Consider the following 15,762-nt stretch of genomic DNA (forward strand, 5'->3'; position numbering starts at 1 on the left):
AAAGAGAGATCTCTAGAGGGAAATTTTAATAGTAGATTACTTCTTGAAAATAGATCACTCTGTGATCATTTCTCCTTCAATATGAAGATCTTTGCTCGGCTTGCCGAGCTTTTTTTATTACTTTTTAATGATTGACTCATCGATTGATCTTATCTCTTTTTTTGCAAAAAAATACCTTAAGATCTTTAACCTTAAGGTATTGTCATGATCGTTAAGTAGATCAATCGATAGAGCTTGAGTTGGGAGATTTTATGATTCTCTCTCTGCTCTCTCCTCTTTTTTCTGATGTGCAGCTTCCTCTCTTTCCGCATTACCTGCTTCGATCTCTTTGCCTAAGAAGTAGGAGATTGCTGTTCGAATGACCACAATGCCGCCGAGGATTAACATATCATCGATCGAAGGATTCATAATTGTCTCAATAATATCGGAGGCGATTAGAATTTCGAGGCTTAGGAGGATATAGGATCCGAGATAGACCTTAATCCCATTATTTTTCTGGGCAATCGCAAATCGATCTTCCCTTGAACACTCATTTCTAATAAAGCCGAAAGCAGCTTTAATAACACCAATCAATAGTACAAGAATAGAGAATCCATTGAGGATATCGACTAAGAGCTCAACAGCCCATTCAAGAGAGTGAAACGTCATAAAGTTACTCCATAAAGATGACTATTTACCCCAACTGCTAGGATCTTTATTCCATTCAGTCAGAGCAAGGCGTTCCTCTTCATTAATAATATTTTTAGCAAGGGCTGTTTCGACTAATGCCGGGTAGTTACTGAGCGTTGCATGGCGCAGGTTTTCACGTTTAAAGTTTTCATCTGCAATAGGTAACTCGTACGAGAAGATTGCCGCAACCCCTAATACATCCGCGCCAGCCTCTCGAAGTGCATGAGCACAAGTGATGGAGCTTCCACCTGTGGAGATGAGATCTTCAACAATAACCACTTTCTGCCCTGGTTTGATAATTCCCTCAATCATATTACCGCGACCATGTTTTTTGGGTGAACTACGAACATAGACCATCGGTTTTTCTAATACTGCGCTCACCCAAGAAGCGTGTGGAATACCGGCGGTAGCCGTGCCGGCAACGACCTCTGCTTCGGGAAATTTTTCTCGAATCAATTCAATGAGATTTTTTGAGATAAATTTACGAACGGCGGGATAACTAACAATTAAGCGATTATCACAATAGATGGGTGATTTTAAACCTGAAGCCCAGGTAAATGGTTTTTGTGGAGAGAGTGAAACAGCATCAATTGAGAGAAGTGCTTCAGCGACATCATGTGCAACATTTGTTTTCATCATAGCGTTCTATTCCATTCTTCTTTAACAGTGTAATAAGCTTTAAGAGGATCTTTAGCTTGCGTGATTGAGCGACCGACAACGATATAACTTGCACCATTTTTCTTCGCTTCAAATGGGGTCATAATTCTGCGTTGATCATCAGCAGCATCTGATGCGAGACGAATTCCTGGCGTAACACAGAGGAAGCTTTCACGGGTATTCTCTTTAACCATCTTCGCCTCTAATGCCGAACAGACAACGCCATCGAGACCAGAGTTATTTGTAATTTTACTATAATGGATGACCGATTCGAGTAGGCTCGTTTGGATATTCTGCTCTCGTTGCATTTCGATCTCGCTCATACTAGTCAATTGAGTCACAGCAATAAGGCGTGGGCGCTTTGCATTACCACTTCCAATCTCTAATCCTTCAAGTGCTTCTTCCATCATGCGTTTACCACCCGCAGCGTGAACATTGACCATATCAACGCCCATCTTTGCAAGGCCGATCATTGCGCTCTTAACGGTATTGGGGATATCGTATAGTTTTAGATCTAAAAAGACCTCATAACCACGCGCTTTGAGTGTTTCTACTAACATCGGCCCTTCATTGTAGAAGAGTTCCATTCCGATCTTTATATAGAGCTCTTCTTCTTTTGGCATCATCTCCAAAAAAGCCTTTGTCTCAAGGTAATTTGGAAAATCTAGTGCAATTATAGGTTTTGTCATTATCGATTTATCTTCTTTCTTTTTTCCAAAAAAAAACCGACTATTGTCGGCTATTTAAAACAGATAAGGAGAACGATAGATGGTGATGCTATTCACTTGCATAATCTACTCTCCTTATTGCTTACTATCTCTATAGATGTTTTGACATTTTCGTCTACATAAAATTGGCAATATTCTAACACTAGAAGTAGCACTTGAAAAGAAAGAGCTTTTTAAAATTTCTATCTTACTGTTTTATATATAATTTATTTTTCACCTGTTAGATTCCCCTTCTACTATTGATCGCTCTCTTTTCAATGGAATTTAGATATAAGAAGCGCTCTAAGATCATTATCGGAGCTGTGGGAACTCACTATTACATCCTTATCATACCGGCATGTCCGTAGGTGGTATCTTTGATGGCAGAGCAAATTCCTCTTTAAGATAGACCTTGTGGATAACTTTGTGGATAGCTGTGGGTAAAAATGTGGATAAGATCTATTTATGAATGAAATAATTTAGGGATATATCCGTTATAAATTTTTCTGTTACATCAAAAGGGGCTGCTTTTTAATTGTCTATTTTAGAGAAGTTGTCAGGACTTTTTAGCTGAAATTCTTTCTAAGAATAGCTGAGATAGAGTGTGATCGATAATTAATTGCCACTTAAATCACTCATAATTGTGGTAATAAAATGACTTAAACTCTGATAAATCAATGAGATTACACTTTTCTATAGAGCACTTAGTAAAAATATTTGATGATTGCTATAGACAAAGCGAATAAAAGCATTAATAATAAGAATCATTCTCAATAGGTACTGTTCTCAAAAGAGATAGAGAATCAATTGAGATTCATTTTTAAATTTTACTCTATATTTTATCTTCTACTTTATTCACCATTGCTTTGTGCAATCTGATTGACGATTTAGGTCTGTGATTTAGGAATTATTATGAAACTTTTTTTAAAAAAGAGCCTCTTATCTCTCTCCCTCTCATTAGCAGTTGCGATGGCTAGCCCAAAAGCAGTTGTGATGGATTTTGGTGCGGTTGATACGTTACAAGCACTAGATGCCACAGATCTGATTGTTGCACTTCCTAAAGGGAATTTACCGACCTATCTTCAATCATTAGATTGGAGTCATGCAGAAGATAGTGGTGGGATGAAAAATCCTGATCTAACGAAGCTTGAGGAGATGGAGATCGATTTTATTGTGATCTCTCCCCGTTTAGGAAATCAGATTGAGGTCTTAAATGAGTATGCGCCGGTATTAAACTTTACGGTTGATTCTGATCATTATCTTGAGTCAGCTTCTAAAAATATTAAGCAGTTAGCTCAATTAGCGAATAGAGAGCAAGCAGCGGAAGAAGCGCTGGTAGCACTTACTGATGAGATCGCACAGATTCAGGCTAAGATCGCAAAGAGTGATCAAAGAGCGCTTGTTGTGATCCACAATGATGGAAAATTGATGGCAACACCAACAAGTGGTAGTGCGAAGTTTATCCACAATGTTCTGGGGGTAAAAAATGCAGAAAAGATGCCTAAAGAGGGGCGTCAAGCCGCAGACTTACCCTATCTGACATCAGTTGCGCCAGATTTAATCTTTGTGATTGATCGCAGTGCTGCAATTGGTAGCACACCGATGGATCAAGAACAGGTGGAAAAATCCCTAATAACCCCCCTCAATGAAGTGCTCGATAAAGAGGTGAAGATAGTCTATTTAGATCCAACGCTTTGGTATCTCTCTGGTAATGGATTAATCTCCATTGTCAAGGAGGCGCAGGAGATTGAAGCGGCACTGAAGCAGGCGTCGAATCAGTAGCTCTTAATAGGAACCTATTATCGATACTAAGACTTGAAGCTGGGCATCGATATCGAGATCTGGAAAAGCGTTATTTTAAATCTTCACTGGTAATTTTTAATTTTCACCATTTCTTTGTATCCCTAGGGATACTCCTTTCTAGCAGTTGTTTTGTTGTTCTTTTAAACTTTAATTTCTACTTTTGAATCAAAGTTTCTGCTCTTGGCCCTGATTGATCGAGATAAAATTTGTTGACTTCCTCCAAAAAACATGCAAATTATATCCTAAGTATCTCGATTAAATCAGGGTCTTTTTTAATTCTCTTAATTGTAGTTTCTTAATTATCGGTTGTTAAAGCGGTTGTTAAAGCGGTTGTTAAATTTGGATTTTCGATAGTAGAGATTTAAATATGAGATCAAACGATGAAATCATTATGAATTTAATGTGAACCTGATATTAGATGGGTACTTGATTGACCTCTAGAAAGAGAAGTCACCTTATAAATAGAGATAGGGATTTAATAACAGATGATTCACTCGACACACACTATTCGTTTTTTCCGTCGTTGGTGGTTACGCGCATTGTAGCGGGTAAGCACTTTTTTATGACGTTAAAAAAGAGTGTTGAGAGAAGAGGCCCGCAATATGCGGGTCTTTTTTTATGCTCCATATTGCGCTCATCAGATTTGTTAGGCCTCAAAGTACAAACTTATAAATAGAATCAGAAAGATCACTTTTTAGTTCGAGTGCCTTTAAGCCGATAAAGCGATAGTTAAATTATAGGAGACCTTATGGAAGCCCCTGTTGTAGCAGAAATTTTTACCTTAAGTCGAGAGATCCCTTCCCACTTTGAACCTTTTGACCTCTTTGAAGGAGTGATGAAAAAGGGGCAATCCTCATTAGGAATGCTCTTTGAATCGGCTCGTACCGATAATCAGAGTGCTTTAAAGAGTATGATGATCACAAAGGTGGCACTTCGGATCACGGCATTAAAAGAGCAAGTAACGGTTGAGGCATTGACACCTTTAGGCGAGCATCTACTTAGAGATTTAGAGAGAAGCTTCCCCTCTGCGGTTATAGAGGTCGCGGCTCGCTCTATAAAGCTCTCTTTCCCTTGTGACCAATATACGCGTGGAGTATTAACTGTATTAGATCCTCTGTTGGCTCTGAAAAATCCGCAATTCTCCCCTTTCATTGGGGGGTTGTTTGGATATGATCTTGTCGGTGAGTATTACCAGATTCCCGTGCCGGAGAAGGGGCGAGATCTCGATCTCTGTCTCTTTTTAGCAGAAGAGCTCATTCAGATCGATCACAAAGAGAATCAAGTAATCTATGAACATCTCTATCTAGAGAGCGATAAGCGAGATCGTTTAGAGATCTATCGCTCTTTTAATCAAAAGGCCGCTCATTATAGTGATCTGATTGAAAAACTGGCAGGAGAAAGAGCTGATTTCCCCACAATATCCCCAGAGTTATCCATAGGAGAGCTGGGGATTACTGAAAAGATCGAAGAAAATGGATCAGGAAAGAGGTTAGAAGAGGAGATAAGTGGACGTTATCCTGAAACTTATTCACAAAGTTATCCACAGGCTACTTCTGATCGAGATGAATCGGCTCATCATTCAGAGATCCAAGAACCGATTGTTAGTGCTCAAAATGGTGTTGTTACGCCTGATCGTGGCACCTTTAAAAAGATTGTTGAACACTTTATTGCTAAAACTACTTCGGGAGAGTTATTACAAGTAGTACCATCACGTCGTTTCTCTCTCCGATGCCACTCCCCTTTTAAGAGTTATCGTCAATTAAAACGCGCCTATCCAAGTCCTTATCTCTTCTATCTACATGATCGCGATTTTACCCTCTTCGGCGCATCTCCTGAGTCGGCGCTTAAATACTCCCCTTATACTCGGGAGTTAGAGCTCTATCCTATTGCCGGAACAAAGCGTCGGGGATTAGTTTCTGGAGAGATCGATCCGGAGCTTGATTCGCAGATGGAGGAGCTTCTAAAGAGTGATCCTAAGGAGTTAGCGGAACATTTGATGTTAGTCGATTTAGCTAAAGAGGATCTTGGCAAGGTTTCAGAAGAGGGGTCTATCTATGTTAAAGATCTTTTGAAAGTAGATCGTTATCGCTATGTGATGCATTTAGTTTCTCGAGTTGCCGGAAGACTTAAAGAGGGCTTAACATCTATCGATGCTTATCTTGCGGTGATGAATATGGGGACATTAACCGGAGCTCCTAAGATTGAGGCGATGCGTCAAATCTATCAATTTGAAGAGGAGGCGCGTGGAAGTTATGGCGGAGCTATAGGTTATGTGGAAGGATTGATGCAGGGAGATCGCTTCGATAGTGCAATTACAATTCGATCAGCTTATGTTAAAGAGGGAATCGCCTATGTACAGGCAGGCGCCGGAATTGTCGCAGATTCTGATCCTGAGAGTGAGGTTGAAGAGACAGAAAATAAGGCCAGTAGTGTTGTGATGGCAATTTTAGAAGCAAATTCTCAATCGATTTAAAAAGCATGCTACCTTTAGAGATTGCTTTTGAGCAGCAGTGAGGATTCTCACCGATATTTTCGCAAATATTTAAAGTTTAAGTGATTTTTACCCAAGATCACTGAATTTACTTAAATTGATAGGGATCTCTCTCTTACAAAGAGGGGAGGTTTTAGAGATTCATCATCATTATAGAGGAGAGAAAAGTGCTCTCATAATCGATTAAATCTCTTTTAAGAGGATATTTGCGTTTGGAATAATTTAAATCGAGATAGGAGTAATTTTAGATGCAAGCGTTAGCTCGTTTGAGCCAATTTGTGGGGAAGACATTCGCTTTTTGGGTACTGCTCTTTGCAGGATTAGCCTTTTTTACCCCCGATACTTTTAAATTTATTGGACCTTATGTTCCTTGGTTGTTAGGCATTGTGATGTTAGGGATGGGGATGACCCTGACTCTCTCCGACTTTGGCGAGATTTTACGCCATCCTAAAGCGGTCATTTTAGGTGTTGTCGCGCAATTTGTTATTATGCCACTTCTTGCTTATGGTTTATCGATGGCCTTTATGTTACCGGCACCGATTGCGGTAGGGATTATTCTTGTGGGGTCTTGTCCAGGAGGAACCGCTTCTAATGTCATTACTTTTTTAGCAAAAGGTAATATCGCCCTCTCGGTTGCTTGTACCTCCGTTTCAACATTATTAGCGCCACTCTTAACGCCTCTAGTCTTCTATCTATTAGCGAGTCAATGGATCGATATCTCTATGGGAGCCATGTTTATGTCAGTCTTGAAGATGGTACTACTGCCCATCGCTATTGGCGTTCTATTACGAATGCTCTTTAAAAAGCGAATAGAGCAGGCAACAGAGGTATTACCACTTGTCTCTGTAGCGGCAATTGTTCTGATTGTTGCCGTTGTGGTGAGTGGTAGTAAACAGTCGATTATTGAGTCAGGGTTACTCATTTTTGGTGTTGTGGTACTCCATAATGGATTAGGTTTCCTCTTCGGTTTTTGGGTGGCAAAACTCTTTAAGCTCAATTATGCCGATAGTAAGGCGGTTTCCGTAGAAGTGGGTATGCAAAACTCAGGTTTAGGTGCAGCATTAGCGAAGACCCATTTTGCGATCGATCCTGTTATTGCAGTTCCGAGTGCTATCTTTAGCCTTTGGCATAATATTTCAGGCCCTATCTTAGCAACTTATTGGGCCGCAAGAACCGATGAAAAGGGAAAACAGAAGAGTGAAGTAAAAGTAGCACGTTAATATAGATCATTATTATTGATAGATCATTTTAATTTTAAGAGGCAGATAACTGGAAGGTTATCTGCTTTTTTTATTGTTTCTTTTTATTGTTTTTTTAATGTTTCTTATAATTGCTGATTTATGAACACCACCATAAATATTATTATTCTAAATATAAATGTTATTTGTGCAGTTATTATTCACATAAACACTTTTTATTAAAATGTTATCTTGAGATATCTGTGTAGTAATGTTGATTATCCTCCTTCTCGCCCAAGATCTTTTCAATTACTGAATATTTAAACAATTTTTAATAAATCTATAGAAAAAATAGTGATTAATCTTCTATAAATTCTATAAAATTAAATCTTTATAGCTTTATATAAAAATATTACAATGAACAGGTAGCACATTTCCTATTTTCGATATGAATATGATCTATATGGAGTCATTATGTCTAAGAAGAAAGTTGCAAGAATTGTTGTAGAAGCACTTGAGCAAGCGGGTGTTAAACGTTGTTATGGTGTCGTGGGCGATACGTTAAATGATGTGACCGATGCGATGCGTTATCACACCGATATTGAGTGGGTTCATATGCGTCATGAAGAGGCTGGAGGCTTTGCCGCCGGTGCTGAAGCTTATATGACAGGAAACTTAACTGCTTGTGCCGGCTCCTGTGGTCCTGGAAGCCTTCACTTTATCAATGGTCTTTATGAGAGTCATCGCAATGGTGCGCCGGTCGTCCTTATTGCCAGTCAATTACCTACAAATGTATTAGGCACAGACTTTCCTCAAGAAGTAGATTATATGCCGATCTATAAAGGGTGCTCTGTCTTTTGTGAAGAGGTTAAAAATCCCCATGAAGCAAAACGTGTGATTATGACCGCTTGCCAAGAAGCGATCGCAAAGCGGGGTGTTTCTGTTGTGATCCTCCCTTCCGATATTAGTGCTACTGAGGTAGAGGATACCCCTATTTTACAACCACAAGCACCGAGTGCTCCAGTGATTCGACCAACAGATGGGGAGATTAAAGCAATTGCAGAGCTTCTCAATAGTGGTAAGAAGATCGGTGTTTTTGCCGGCGTAGGTTGTGCCGGAGCATTTGATGAGATTATTGCTCTTTGTGAAAAGTTAAAAGCCCCGATGGCGCATACCTCAAGAGCAAAGGATTTTGTAGAAGGCAATAATCCTTATAACGTTGGTATGACCGGTATGCTAGGAGTTCAATCTGGTTATGAGATGATTAAAAATTGCGATACGCTCTTAGTTTTAGGGGCTGATTTTGCTTGGTCACAATTTTATCCTAAGAATGCCGAGATTATTCAGGTCGATCTCAATCCTAGTCGATTAGGTTTACGTCATGCCATAAAACTGGGTGTGATTGGTGATGTTAAGGAGACCTTAAAAGCACTATTGCCGGCGCTAGAGAGTAAGAGTGATACTGCATTTTTAGATCATTATCGTCAGTTACATACAAAATGTATGGCGAAACTTGATAAGAAAGCCGTGGCTGATCATGAAGGTTTAATCCATCCTCAATACTTAATAGAGTTATTGAGTGAGTATGCCGATGAAGATGCTATTGTTACCGGCGATACCGGTTCAGCGATGGCTTGGGTCAATCGCCATTTCCATACGAATGGTCAACGCCGCACATTGCTCTCGATGAAACATGGAACAATGGCAAATGCGATGCCACAAGCGATTGGAATTCAGAAAGCCTACCCCGATCGTCAAGTCATCTCTGTTTCAGGAGATGGTGGATTAGCGATGTTAATGGGAGATCTATTAACCTTAGTTCAAGAGAAGATTCCTTTAAAAGTGATCGTTCTCAATAATGGTACCCTCGATTTTGTGGAGTTAGAGATGAAAGCTGAGGGAATTGTGAATAGTTATACCGATCTGCAAAATCCTGATTTCTCCAAAGTAGCAGAAGCGATCGGCATTAAGGGCTTTCTTGTGAAAGGTTCTCATGAGTTAGAGGCAACACTGAAAGAGTTTCTAGCGTATGAAGGTCCGGCATTACTTGATGTACATGTTGAGCGCTTAGAGCTTATTTGGCCTCCTCATGCTGAATTTACTAACTATGAGAATATGGCGCTTTATGGAGCGAAAGCAATCTTAGGTGGAGAAGGGCACACCTTTTTTGAGATGTTAAAAGAGAACTTTTTAGAGAAGTAGTGATTCGGCATTAATTGTTCGGTATTCATCATGATATAGAAAATGGTATGAAAGGAGCGATCTAACAGTTCAGTAAGAGCCGTGAAGGTCGCTCTATTTTTATCATTCTATAAATCGATAGGAAGAGAAAAGATGGCAAAGAAGAAAGTAGCACAGATTATTGTGGAGACATTGGAGCTCTTTGGAGTAAAGCGTTGTTATGGTGTGGTCGGCGATACGCTCAATGATGTTACCAATGCAATGCGTTTTCATACGGAGATTGAGTGGGTTCATGTGCGCCACGAAGAGGTGGGTGGATTTGCCGCTGGTGCAGAATCTTTTATGACCAAAGGTTTAACCGCTTGTGCCGGCTCTTGTGGTCCTGGAAGCCTACACTTTATCAATGGTCTTTATGAGAGTCATCGCAATGGTGCACCGGTGGTTTTGATAGCTAGCCAGCTTCCAACCGCTGTATTGGGCACCAATTTTCCTCAAGAGGTGGATTATAAACCGATTTATGAGGGGTGTTCAGTCTATTGTGAAGAGGTTAAAAATCCCCATGAAGCGAAGAGAGTGATTATGACTGCCTGCCAAGAAGCACTTGCAAAGCGGGGTGTTGCGGTAGTCATTCTTCCTTCTGATATTAGTGCAACGGAGGTTGAGGATCTCCCTATTCGCCAGCTCTATCAACCTAAACATCCATTGATCTATCCACAAGAGAGCGAGCTGGTAAAATTAGCAAAAATTATCAATAGCGGTGGTAAAGTTGGAATCTATGCCGGAGCGGGATGTGAAGGGGCGCATGAAATAGTGATTGCGTTAGCAGAGCGCCTTAAGGCGCCGATTGCGCATACTTCTCGCGGAAAAGATTTTATTGAAGGGGAGAACCCTTACAACGTTGGTATGACCGGTATGATGGGGATTAAATCGGGATATCAGATGATTGAAGAGTGTGACACGCTCATTATTTTGGGCGCTGATTTTGCTTGGTCTCAATTTTATCCTAAGCATGCCAAAATCGTTCAGATCGATCGAGATCCTCAAAAACTTGGGCTTCGTCACGGCATTGAGCTAGGGCTTATTGGTGATATTGAGCCCACCTTAGAGCGATTATTACCCCATCTTGATCAGCGTGAGTCGACAGAATTTTTAGATCGTTGTCGTCATCTTTATCAGAAAACAGTGAAAAAACTCGATAAGAAAGCTGTTGCCGCAAGTGAAGAGCTCATTCACCCTCAATATTTGACAGAGCTATTGAGTGAATATGCTAAGAAGGATGCTTTTGCAACCGCTGATGGTGGTTCTGCTACTGTCTGGTTACTGCGTCATTTTGAAACATTGGGAACGCGTCGAACATTAGTATCACTTAAACATGGAACAATGGCGAATGCGATGCCTCAAGCGATCGGTATTCAGAAATCTCATCCCGATCGACAAGTGATTGCGCTCTGTGGTGATGGGGGAATGACCATGTTGATGGGGGATCTATTGACGATTGTTCAAGAGAAGCTCCCCGTTAAGATTGTCGTGATCAATAATGGAACGCTCGATTTTGTAGAGTTAGAGATGAAAGCTGATGGTATGGTTAATAGCTATACCGATCTACAAAATCCTGACTTTGCACTAATGGCAGACTCTATTGGAATGAAAGGATTCTCCGCAAAAGGTTCTCATGAGTTAGAAGAGAGTGTTAAAGCCTTTTTAGAACATGAAGGTCCGGCATTACTCGATGTTCATACGAGTCGTTTAGAGCTGATCTACCCTCCTCATGCAACGCCCGGAAATTATCTCAATATGGCACTCTATGGTGCAAAGGCGATCATTGGTGGTGAAGGGGAGAGTTTCTTTGGAATGTTAAAAGATAACTATCTACGGAAATAGAGGCTTTCCATCAGTGGTAAATGATCATGTTTTAAATGGTTTGTGATTCGCTGTAATGATTCACTATTACTGCTAAAGAAAAGGTCTCACTTCAATATTGAAGTGAGACCTTTTATCTTCCTGTACCTGTTTCAGTTTCTGCTACTACTTCGATTTACGCTTGTAATCGATCATTTGATTATTTCATCTGATCAGATGGATCGTGATGTTAAGCAAGCGCACTATCGTCTTTATTGATCAATTTAATGGGAAGCTTTTTAATATTGATAGTGATAATCGTGATGACAATAACTGCTCCGATGAGGTCTGTCACTGTCTCTGGAACGACTAACATCAACGCGCCGGCAGCTAAAATAATGCGACCGATAAAACTAAAGCTACACTTGAAATAGCCTTCAACCGCGGCACTTAAAGCGGTAATGCCGATAATTGAGGTGATCGTAATGCTGATCATATCGAAGATAGGGGGAATAGGAAACTCTGTTGCATTCATCGGTAATCCTGTTGTATCGATCATCAACATCGCTGGATTATAGACAAACATAAAGGGAACGATAAAGCCGGCAACGGAGAGTTTAAGCGATTGCCATCCGGTTTTCATTGGATCTCCACCGGCAATTCCTGCTCCAGCGAAGGAGGCAAGGGCAACAGGGGGTGTAATATTCGCAAAGAGTCCAAAATAGAAGACAAAGAGATGCGCAACAATTGTTGGAACCCCAATATTGGCAAGTGCCGGCGCGGCAATGGTTGCGGTGATGATATAGGCCGGAATGGAAGGAAGACCCATACCTAAAACCATCGATGCGATCATCGTTAAGAAGAGCGTCATAAAGAGCATACCTTCCCCAGTTCCTGTAATAGAGCCGATGAGCTCTGTTGCTGCAGAGGTTAAGCTTAAGACACCGATCACAATACCGATGACCGCACAAGCCGCCATGACAGAGAGGGATTGTCTTGCACCATCTTCTAAAGCTTCTAAAATATTTTTAAAGCTCATGCGCGTCGCTTTTCTAAATTGACTGACCACAATTGCAATTGCAATGGTATTGAATGCAGCATAAGCGATCGGCATATTGTTACCTAAGAAGTAGACAAGCGCAAAGATAGGAAGGAGAAGGTGTCCACGCTCCTTTAAAACCTCTTTAACACGAGGAAGATCTGCTTTAGGAATCCCTTTAAGATTATCTTTTCCTGCTCTAAAGTGAACTTGTGCAATAACGCCTAAGTAGTAGAGAAGTGCCGGGAAGAGCGCTGCAAGTGCAATGGTTCCATAAGAGATCCCGGTGGTTTCTGCCATAATAAAGGCGCTTGCCCCCATAATAGGCGGTAGGATCTGTCCACCGACGGAAGCACTCGCCTCAACTGCGCCGGAGAAGTTTTTGCTATAACCAACCTTTTTCATCATCGGAATAGTAAAAACACCGGTACCAACAACATTACCTACGGCAGAACCATTGATACTCCCCATAAAACCACTGGCAACAACGGCAACCTTAGCAGGTCCCCCTTGTTTATGTCCTGCTAATGCAAGTGCAAGATCATTAAAGAGTTGCCCCATTCCTGATTTATTGAGGAAAGCCCCAAAAAGGATAAAGAGGAAGATAAAGGAGACCGATGCGCCGACAGCAGAGGAGTAGAGTCCTTCTGTTGTAATATAGAGATGTCCAAAGATATCGCTAAGATCGAAGGGGCGCGTCTGCAATATTCTCGGCATAAAGTGATAACTACTCACAAAGGGGTAGATTAAGAAGATCGCCGCAAGCGTGGGCAAAATAAGGCCCATAACGCGTCTTGCAGCTTCCATCACTAAGAGAATAGTCATAATGGACATGAAGATATCGGTATTATTAGCGATTCCGCCTCTAACAGTTGCAATCGCATTATACTCTGTAAAGAGATATCCCAATGAGACAAATGAGAGTGCAACTAAGACCCAATCATACCAAGCGATCTTATCGCGAGCTTGTTTTTTATAGGTAGGGTAGATTAGAAAGACCAGCGCAATTCCGACGGCAACGTGAGTTGCACGATAGAGTAACTCCGGCATCGGGTTATAAGTTGTCCAAAGATGGAAGAGGGAGTAAAAGATTGCAAAGCAGGAGATAAATATACGGAGATATTTACTGCTTGGCGTTCTCACTATCGATTCGCGGTCAAATTTTTCTAAAATCTGTTCCGTATCGGCAGGGATCGTATCTGCAATATGGTAAGCTTCTGCATTATTGCGGCTCATGACAGTTCCTTATAGATAAACGTTGCCAAAAATTAAAAGGTCTATTGCGAATTTTTACTTCGCTATAACGATCAACCTCGTTATAAATCTCCCAAGGCTGATCTTTAGAAAGATAGATAGTAGAACGGACATCGTGATCAACAACCCAGTTGATCTCCGGCATAAAGTGATCGATCTGATAGTGAATCATATCGTCATTGCGATCGAGCAGAATGCCATCATGAGGGACGCCCGCACCAAAAGTTTTGAATTTTGTATCGGTTAAAATAAAGCCATTATCTTGGCGCTCATAAAACTCGATCCAAGGAGTTTTATCCACTGAGTGAGTCCATGAGAGTGCGAAAGTGGGCGACTCAATTTTACAGAGATCATGGTCAGTGATAATAAGCGTAATAGGCTGCGAGCGAATCGTTGTAGAGAGTAGAATGATAGTGGTAGCTATTACTACCACTATCGATAGTGTGAGTAATCGTCTCTTATCTCTATTTAGCAGCTTGCTCATCATAATATTTCTTCGCACCAGGATGGAGCGGCGCCACTAAACCTTCTTGAGCATGCTCAAGAGAGATTCCTTTTGCAGCTTGATGCGAGTTAGCAAGATCATTGAGACTCTCAAAGAAGGTCTTTGTTAACTTATAGACATCCTCTTCACTGAGATCTTTACGTGCAACTAAGGCATTAACAATGATTGCTGTTGGAATAGGTTCTGCATTACCGTAAGTTCCGGCAGGAATCTCTGCAGAGAGGAAGTAAGCTTGATCTTTTGCAATCTCATCGACCATCGGTTTTCTAATCTCGACTAATTGAAGATCAAATCCTTGTTCAAGCTCCATAATAGAAGCATTAGGAAGGCCGCTTGTTAAGACGGCAGCATCAATTTTTCCACCACGAAGTGCATCTACCGCTTCGGCAAATCCTAGATAATCGACTTGTAGATCATCATAGGTGATTCCATGCCCTTTAAGGAGCGCACGCGCATTCATTTCAGTACCTGAGTTGAGATCCCCTACGGCAACACGGCGACCTTTGAGATCATCCATTGTTTTGATGCCCGATTTTTTGGAGGTCACAATTTGGACATAGTTAGGGTAGAGTGCCGCTATTTGTACCACATTTTCTAGCGGTTCTTTAAAGGAACCCTCACCGGCAACAGCTTGACTCAAAACATCACTCATGGTGAGCGCTAGTTCAGCTTTACCTTGATTAACAAGGTTCACATTTTGAATGGAAGCTCCTGTTGATTGTGATTTAGAGTTTACACCATAGGTCTTTGAGTAGATCTGTCCAAGTGTTGTGCCAATAATGTTATAAGGACCTGATGATCCACCTGTTGCGATAGTAACAAAACGGGTATCTAAGCCATCCCCTTTATCTGCAACACTCTCTTTATCATCACCACAGGCGATTAAGAGTGTTGAAAATGCCGTCACCATTAATAATTTTTTTAGACCAAACTTTTTCATAATATCCTCCAGAGTAGAGTTTTTAAAACTCCGCTATCTTACTCGACTTCTCGCCTTAAGGTAAAGGAAGCGATCGATGTCGAGTATTTTTTTAGTAAAATTAAAAGATCGATATCTCTCTATCAATGTCTCATGATTGCTTTCTCAATATAGCCCTCTAAACATTGCTCTTTAAATATTGCAAATATTAGATCAAATCTCTACTTAATATTGCTCACTATCAATTTCCCATTTTCTGCAGATCGATAAGACCGATCAAGAGGGATAAAGAGCGATAGGTAAGATATTGATATCGCATTAAAATGTAAAGATAATGTAAAGATCAGAAGCCAATATCAAAATCTATCTGGGAAATCTATCTTAGAGATCTATATCGGAAATGGATCTTATTATCGACCTATTGTAGTAACACAATCTTTAACTGAATCATACTCTCAAAACATTGTTGCATGCAACATATTAGTTGTAAAGATTGTTCAATTTCTTCTTTAAAGATTCT

The 15,762-nt window shown here is 40.7% G+C and carries 11 protein-coding genes; 5 read left to right on the forward strand and 6 right to left on the reverse strand.

Annotated elements, in window-relative coordinates; translation table 11 throughout:
* Window positions 1-249 precede the first annotated feature (249 nt).
* The 3 genes from DC082_RS10135 to pyrF are packed head-to-tail and all read right to left on the reverse strand — an operon-like array spanning window position 250 to window position 2,015.
* Entirely contained in the window at window positions 250-648 is a 399-nt protein-coding gene (locus DC082_RS10135; protein WP_094568396.1) for a DUF1622 domain-containing protein, read from the reverse strand.
* Between the two features lie 21 nt (window positions 649-669).
* Complete coding sequence (pyrE, locus tag DC082_RS10140) at window positions 670-1,305, reverse strand: orotate phosphoribosyltransferase (protein WP_094568451.1); 636 nt, start codon at window positions 1,303-1,305, stop codon at window positions 670-672.
* The gene (gene pyrF, locus DC082_RS10145; RefSeq protein ID WP_094568395.1) at window positions 1,305-2,015 is read right to left on the reverse strand and encodes an orotidine-5'-phosphate decarboxylase; all 711 of its coding nucleotides are present in this window, start codon (window positions 2,013-2,015) and stop codon (window positions 1,305-1,307) included. The genes pyrE and pyrF overlap by 1 nt, the downstream gene beginning before the upstream one ends.
* 930 nt (window positions 2,016-2,945) lie before the next feature.
* On the opposite strand from pyrF, the gene DC082_RS10150 reads away from it, so the two are divergent.
* The 5 genes from DC082_RS10150 (at window position 2,946) to DC082_RS10170 (ending at window position 11,567) form a co-directional block, all read left to right on the forward strand.
* On the forward strand, window positions 2,946-3,815 hold the full coding sequence (locus tag DC082_RS10150; protein ID WP_109236870.1) for an ABC transporter substrate-binding protein: 870 nt from the start codon (window positions 2,946-2,948) through the stop codon (window positions 3,813-3,815).
* 769 nt (window positions 3,816-4,584) lie between these two features.
* On the forward strand, window positions 4,585-6,309 hold the full coding sequence (locus DC082_RS10155; protein WP_109236871.1) for a chorismate-binding protein: 1,725 nt from the start codon (window positions 4,585-4,587) through the stop codon (window positions 6,307-6,309).
* Window positions 6,310-6,575: 266 nt separating this feature from the next.
* A complete protein-coding gene (locus tag DC082_RS10160) occupies window positions 6,576-7,547 on the forward strand; it encodes a bile acid:sodium symporter family protein (protein ID WP_109236872.1) in 972 nt (323 codons plus the stop codon).
* A gap of 432 nt (window positions 7,548-7,979) precedes the next feature.
* Window positions 7,980-9,707: a thiamine pyrophosphate-dependent enzyme gene (locus DC082_RS10165; RefSeq protein ID WP_109236873.1), complete on the forward strand. Its 1,728-nt coding sequence runs from the start codon at window positions 7,980-7,982 to the stop codon at window positions 9,705-9,707.
* A 132-nt stretch (window positions 9,708-9,839) separates the two neighbouring features.
* On the forward strand, window positions 9,840-11,567 hold the full coding sequence (locus DC082_RS10170; protein WP_109236874.1) for a thiamine pyrophosphate-dependent enzyme: 1,728 nt from the start codon (window positions 9,840-9,842) through the stop codon (window positions 11,565-11,567).
* A 208-nt stretch (window positions 11,568-11,775) separates the two neighbouring features.
* On the opposite strand, the gene DC082_RS10175 is transcribed toward DC082_RS10170, so the two are convergent.
* The 3 genes from DC082_RS10175 to DC082_RS10185 are packed head-to-tail and all read right to left on the reverse strand — an operon-like array spanning window position 11,776 to window position 15,263.
* Entirely contained in the window at window positions 11,776-13,800 is a 2,025-nt protein-coding gene (locus DC082_RS10175) for a TRAP transporter permease (RefSeq protein ID WP_109236875.1), read from the reverse strand.
* Window positions 13,787-14,305, reverse strand: a complete 519-nt coding sequence (locus DC082_RS10180) for a DUF1850 domain-containing protein (RefSeq protein ID WP_109236876.1) — start codon at window positions 14,303-14,305, stop codon at window positions 13,787-13,789. The genes DC082_RS10175 and DC082_RS10180 overlap by 14 nt, the downstream gene beginning before the upstream one ends.
* Complete coding sequence (locus DC082_RS10185; RefSeq protein WP_109236877.1) at window positions 14,283-15,263, reverse strand: TAXI family TRAP transporter solute-binding subunit; 981 nt, start codon at window positions 15,261-15,263, stop codon at window positions 14,283-14,285. Before DC082_RS10185 ends, DC082_RS10180 begins: the two co-directional genes overlap by 23 nt.
* Between the last annotated feature and the right edge of the window lie 499 nt (window positions 15,264-15,762).

Source organism: Ignatzschineria indica (assembly GCF_003121925.1).
Lineage (GTDB): Bacteria > Pseudomonadota > Gammaproteobacteria > Cardiobacteriales > Wohlfahrtiimonadaceae > Ignatzschineria > Ignatzschineria indica.

Bases quoted from the DNA above. Each gene is read 5' to 3' on its own strand.
- pyrE (WP_094568451.1), bottom strand. From the start codon at position 1,305: ATGAAAACAAATGTTGCACATGATGTCGCTGAAGCACTTCTCTCAATT.
- DC082_RS10155 (WP_109236871.1), top strand. From the start codon at position 4,585: ATGGAAGCCCCTGTTGTAGCAGAAATTTTTACCTTAAGTCGAGAGATC.
- DC082_RS10150 (WP_109236870.1), top strand. From the start codon at position 2,946: ATGAAACTTTTTTTAAAAAAGAGCCTCTTATCTCTCTCCCTCTCATTA.
- DC082_RS10135 (WP_094568396.1), bottom strand. From the start codon at position 648: ATGACGTTTCACTCTCTTGAATGGGCTGTTGAGCTCTTAGTCGATATC.
- DC082_RS10185 (WP_109236877.1), bottom strand. From the start codon at position 15,263: ATGAAAAAGTTTGGTCTAAAAAAATTATTAATGGTGACGGCATTTTCA.
- pyrF (WP_094568395.1), bottom strand. From the start codon at position 2,015: ATGACAAAACCTATAATTGCACTAGATTTTCCAAATTACCTTGAGACA.
- DC082_RS10160 (WP_109236872.1), top strand. From the start codon at position 6,576: ATGCAAGCGTTAGCTCGTTTGAGCCAATTTGTGGGGAAGACATTCGCT.
- DC082_RS10165 (WP_109236873.1), top strand. From the start codon at position 7,980: ATGTCTAAGAAGAAAGTTGCAAGAATTGTTGTAGAAGCACTTGAGCAA.
- DC082_RS10180 (WP_109236876.1), bottom strand. From the start codon at position 14,305: ATGATGAGCAAGCTGCTAAATAGAGATAAGAGACGATTACTCACACTA.
- DC082_RS10175 (WP_109236875.1), bottom strand. From the start codon at position 13,800: ATGAGCCGCAATAATGCAGAAGCTTACCATATTGCAGATACGATCCCT.
- DC082_RS10170 (WP_109236874.1), top strand. From the start codon at position 9,840: ATGGCAAAGAAGAAAGTAGCACAGATTATTGTGGAGACATTGGAGCTC.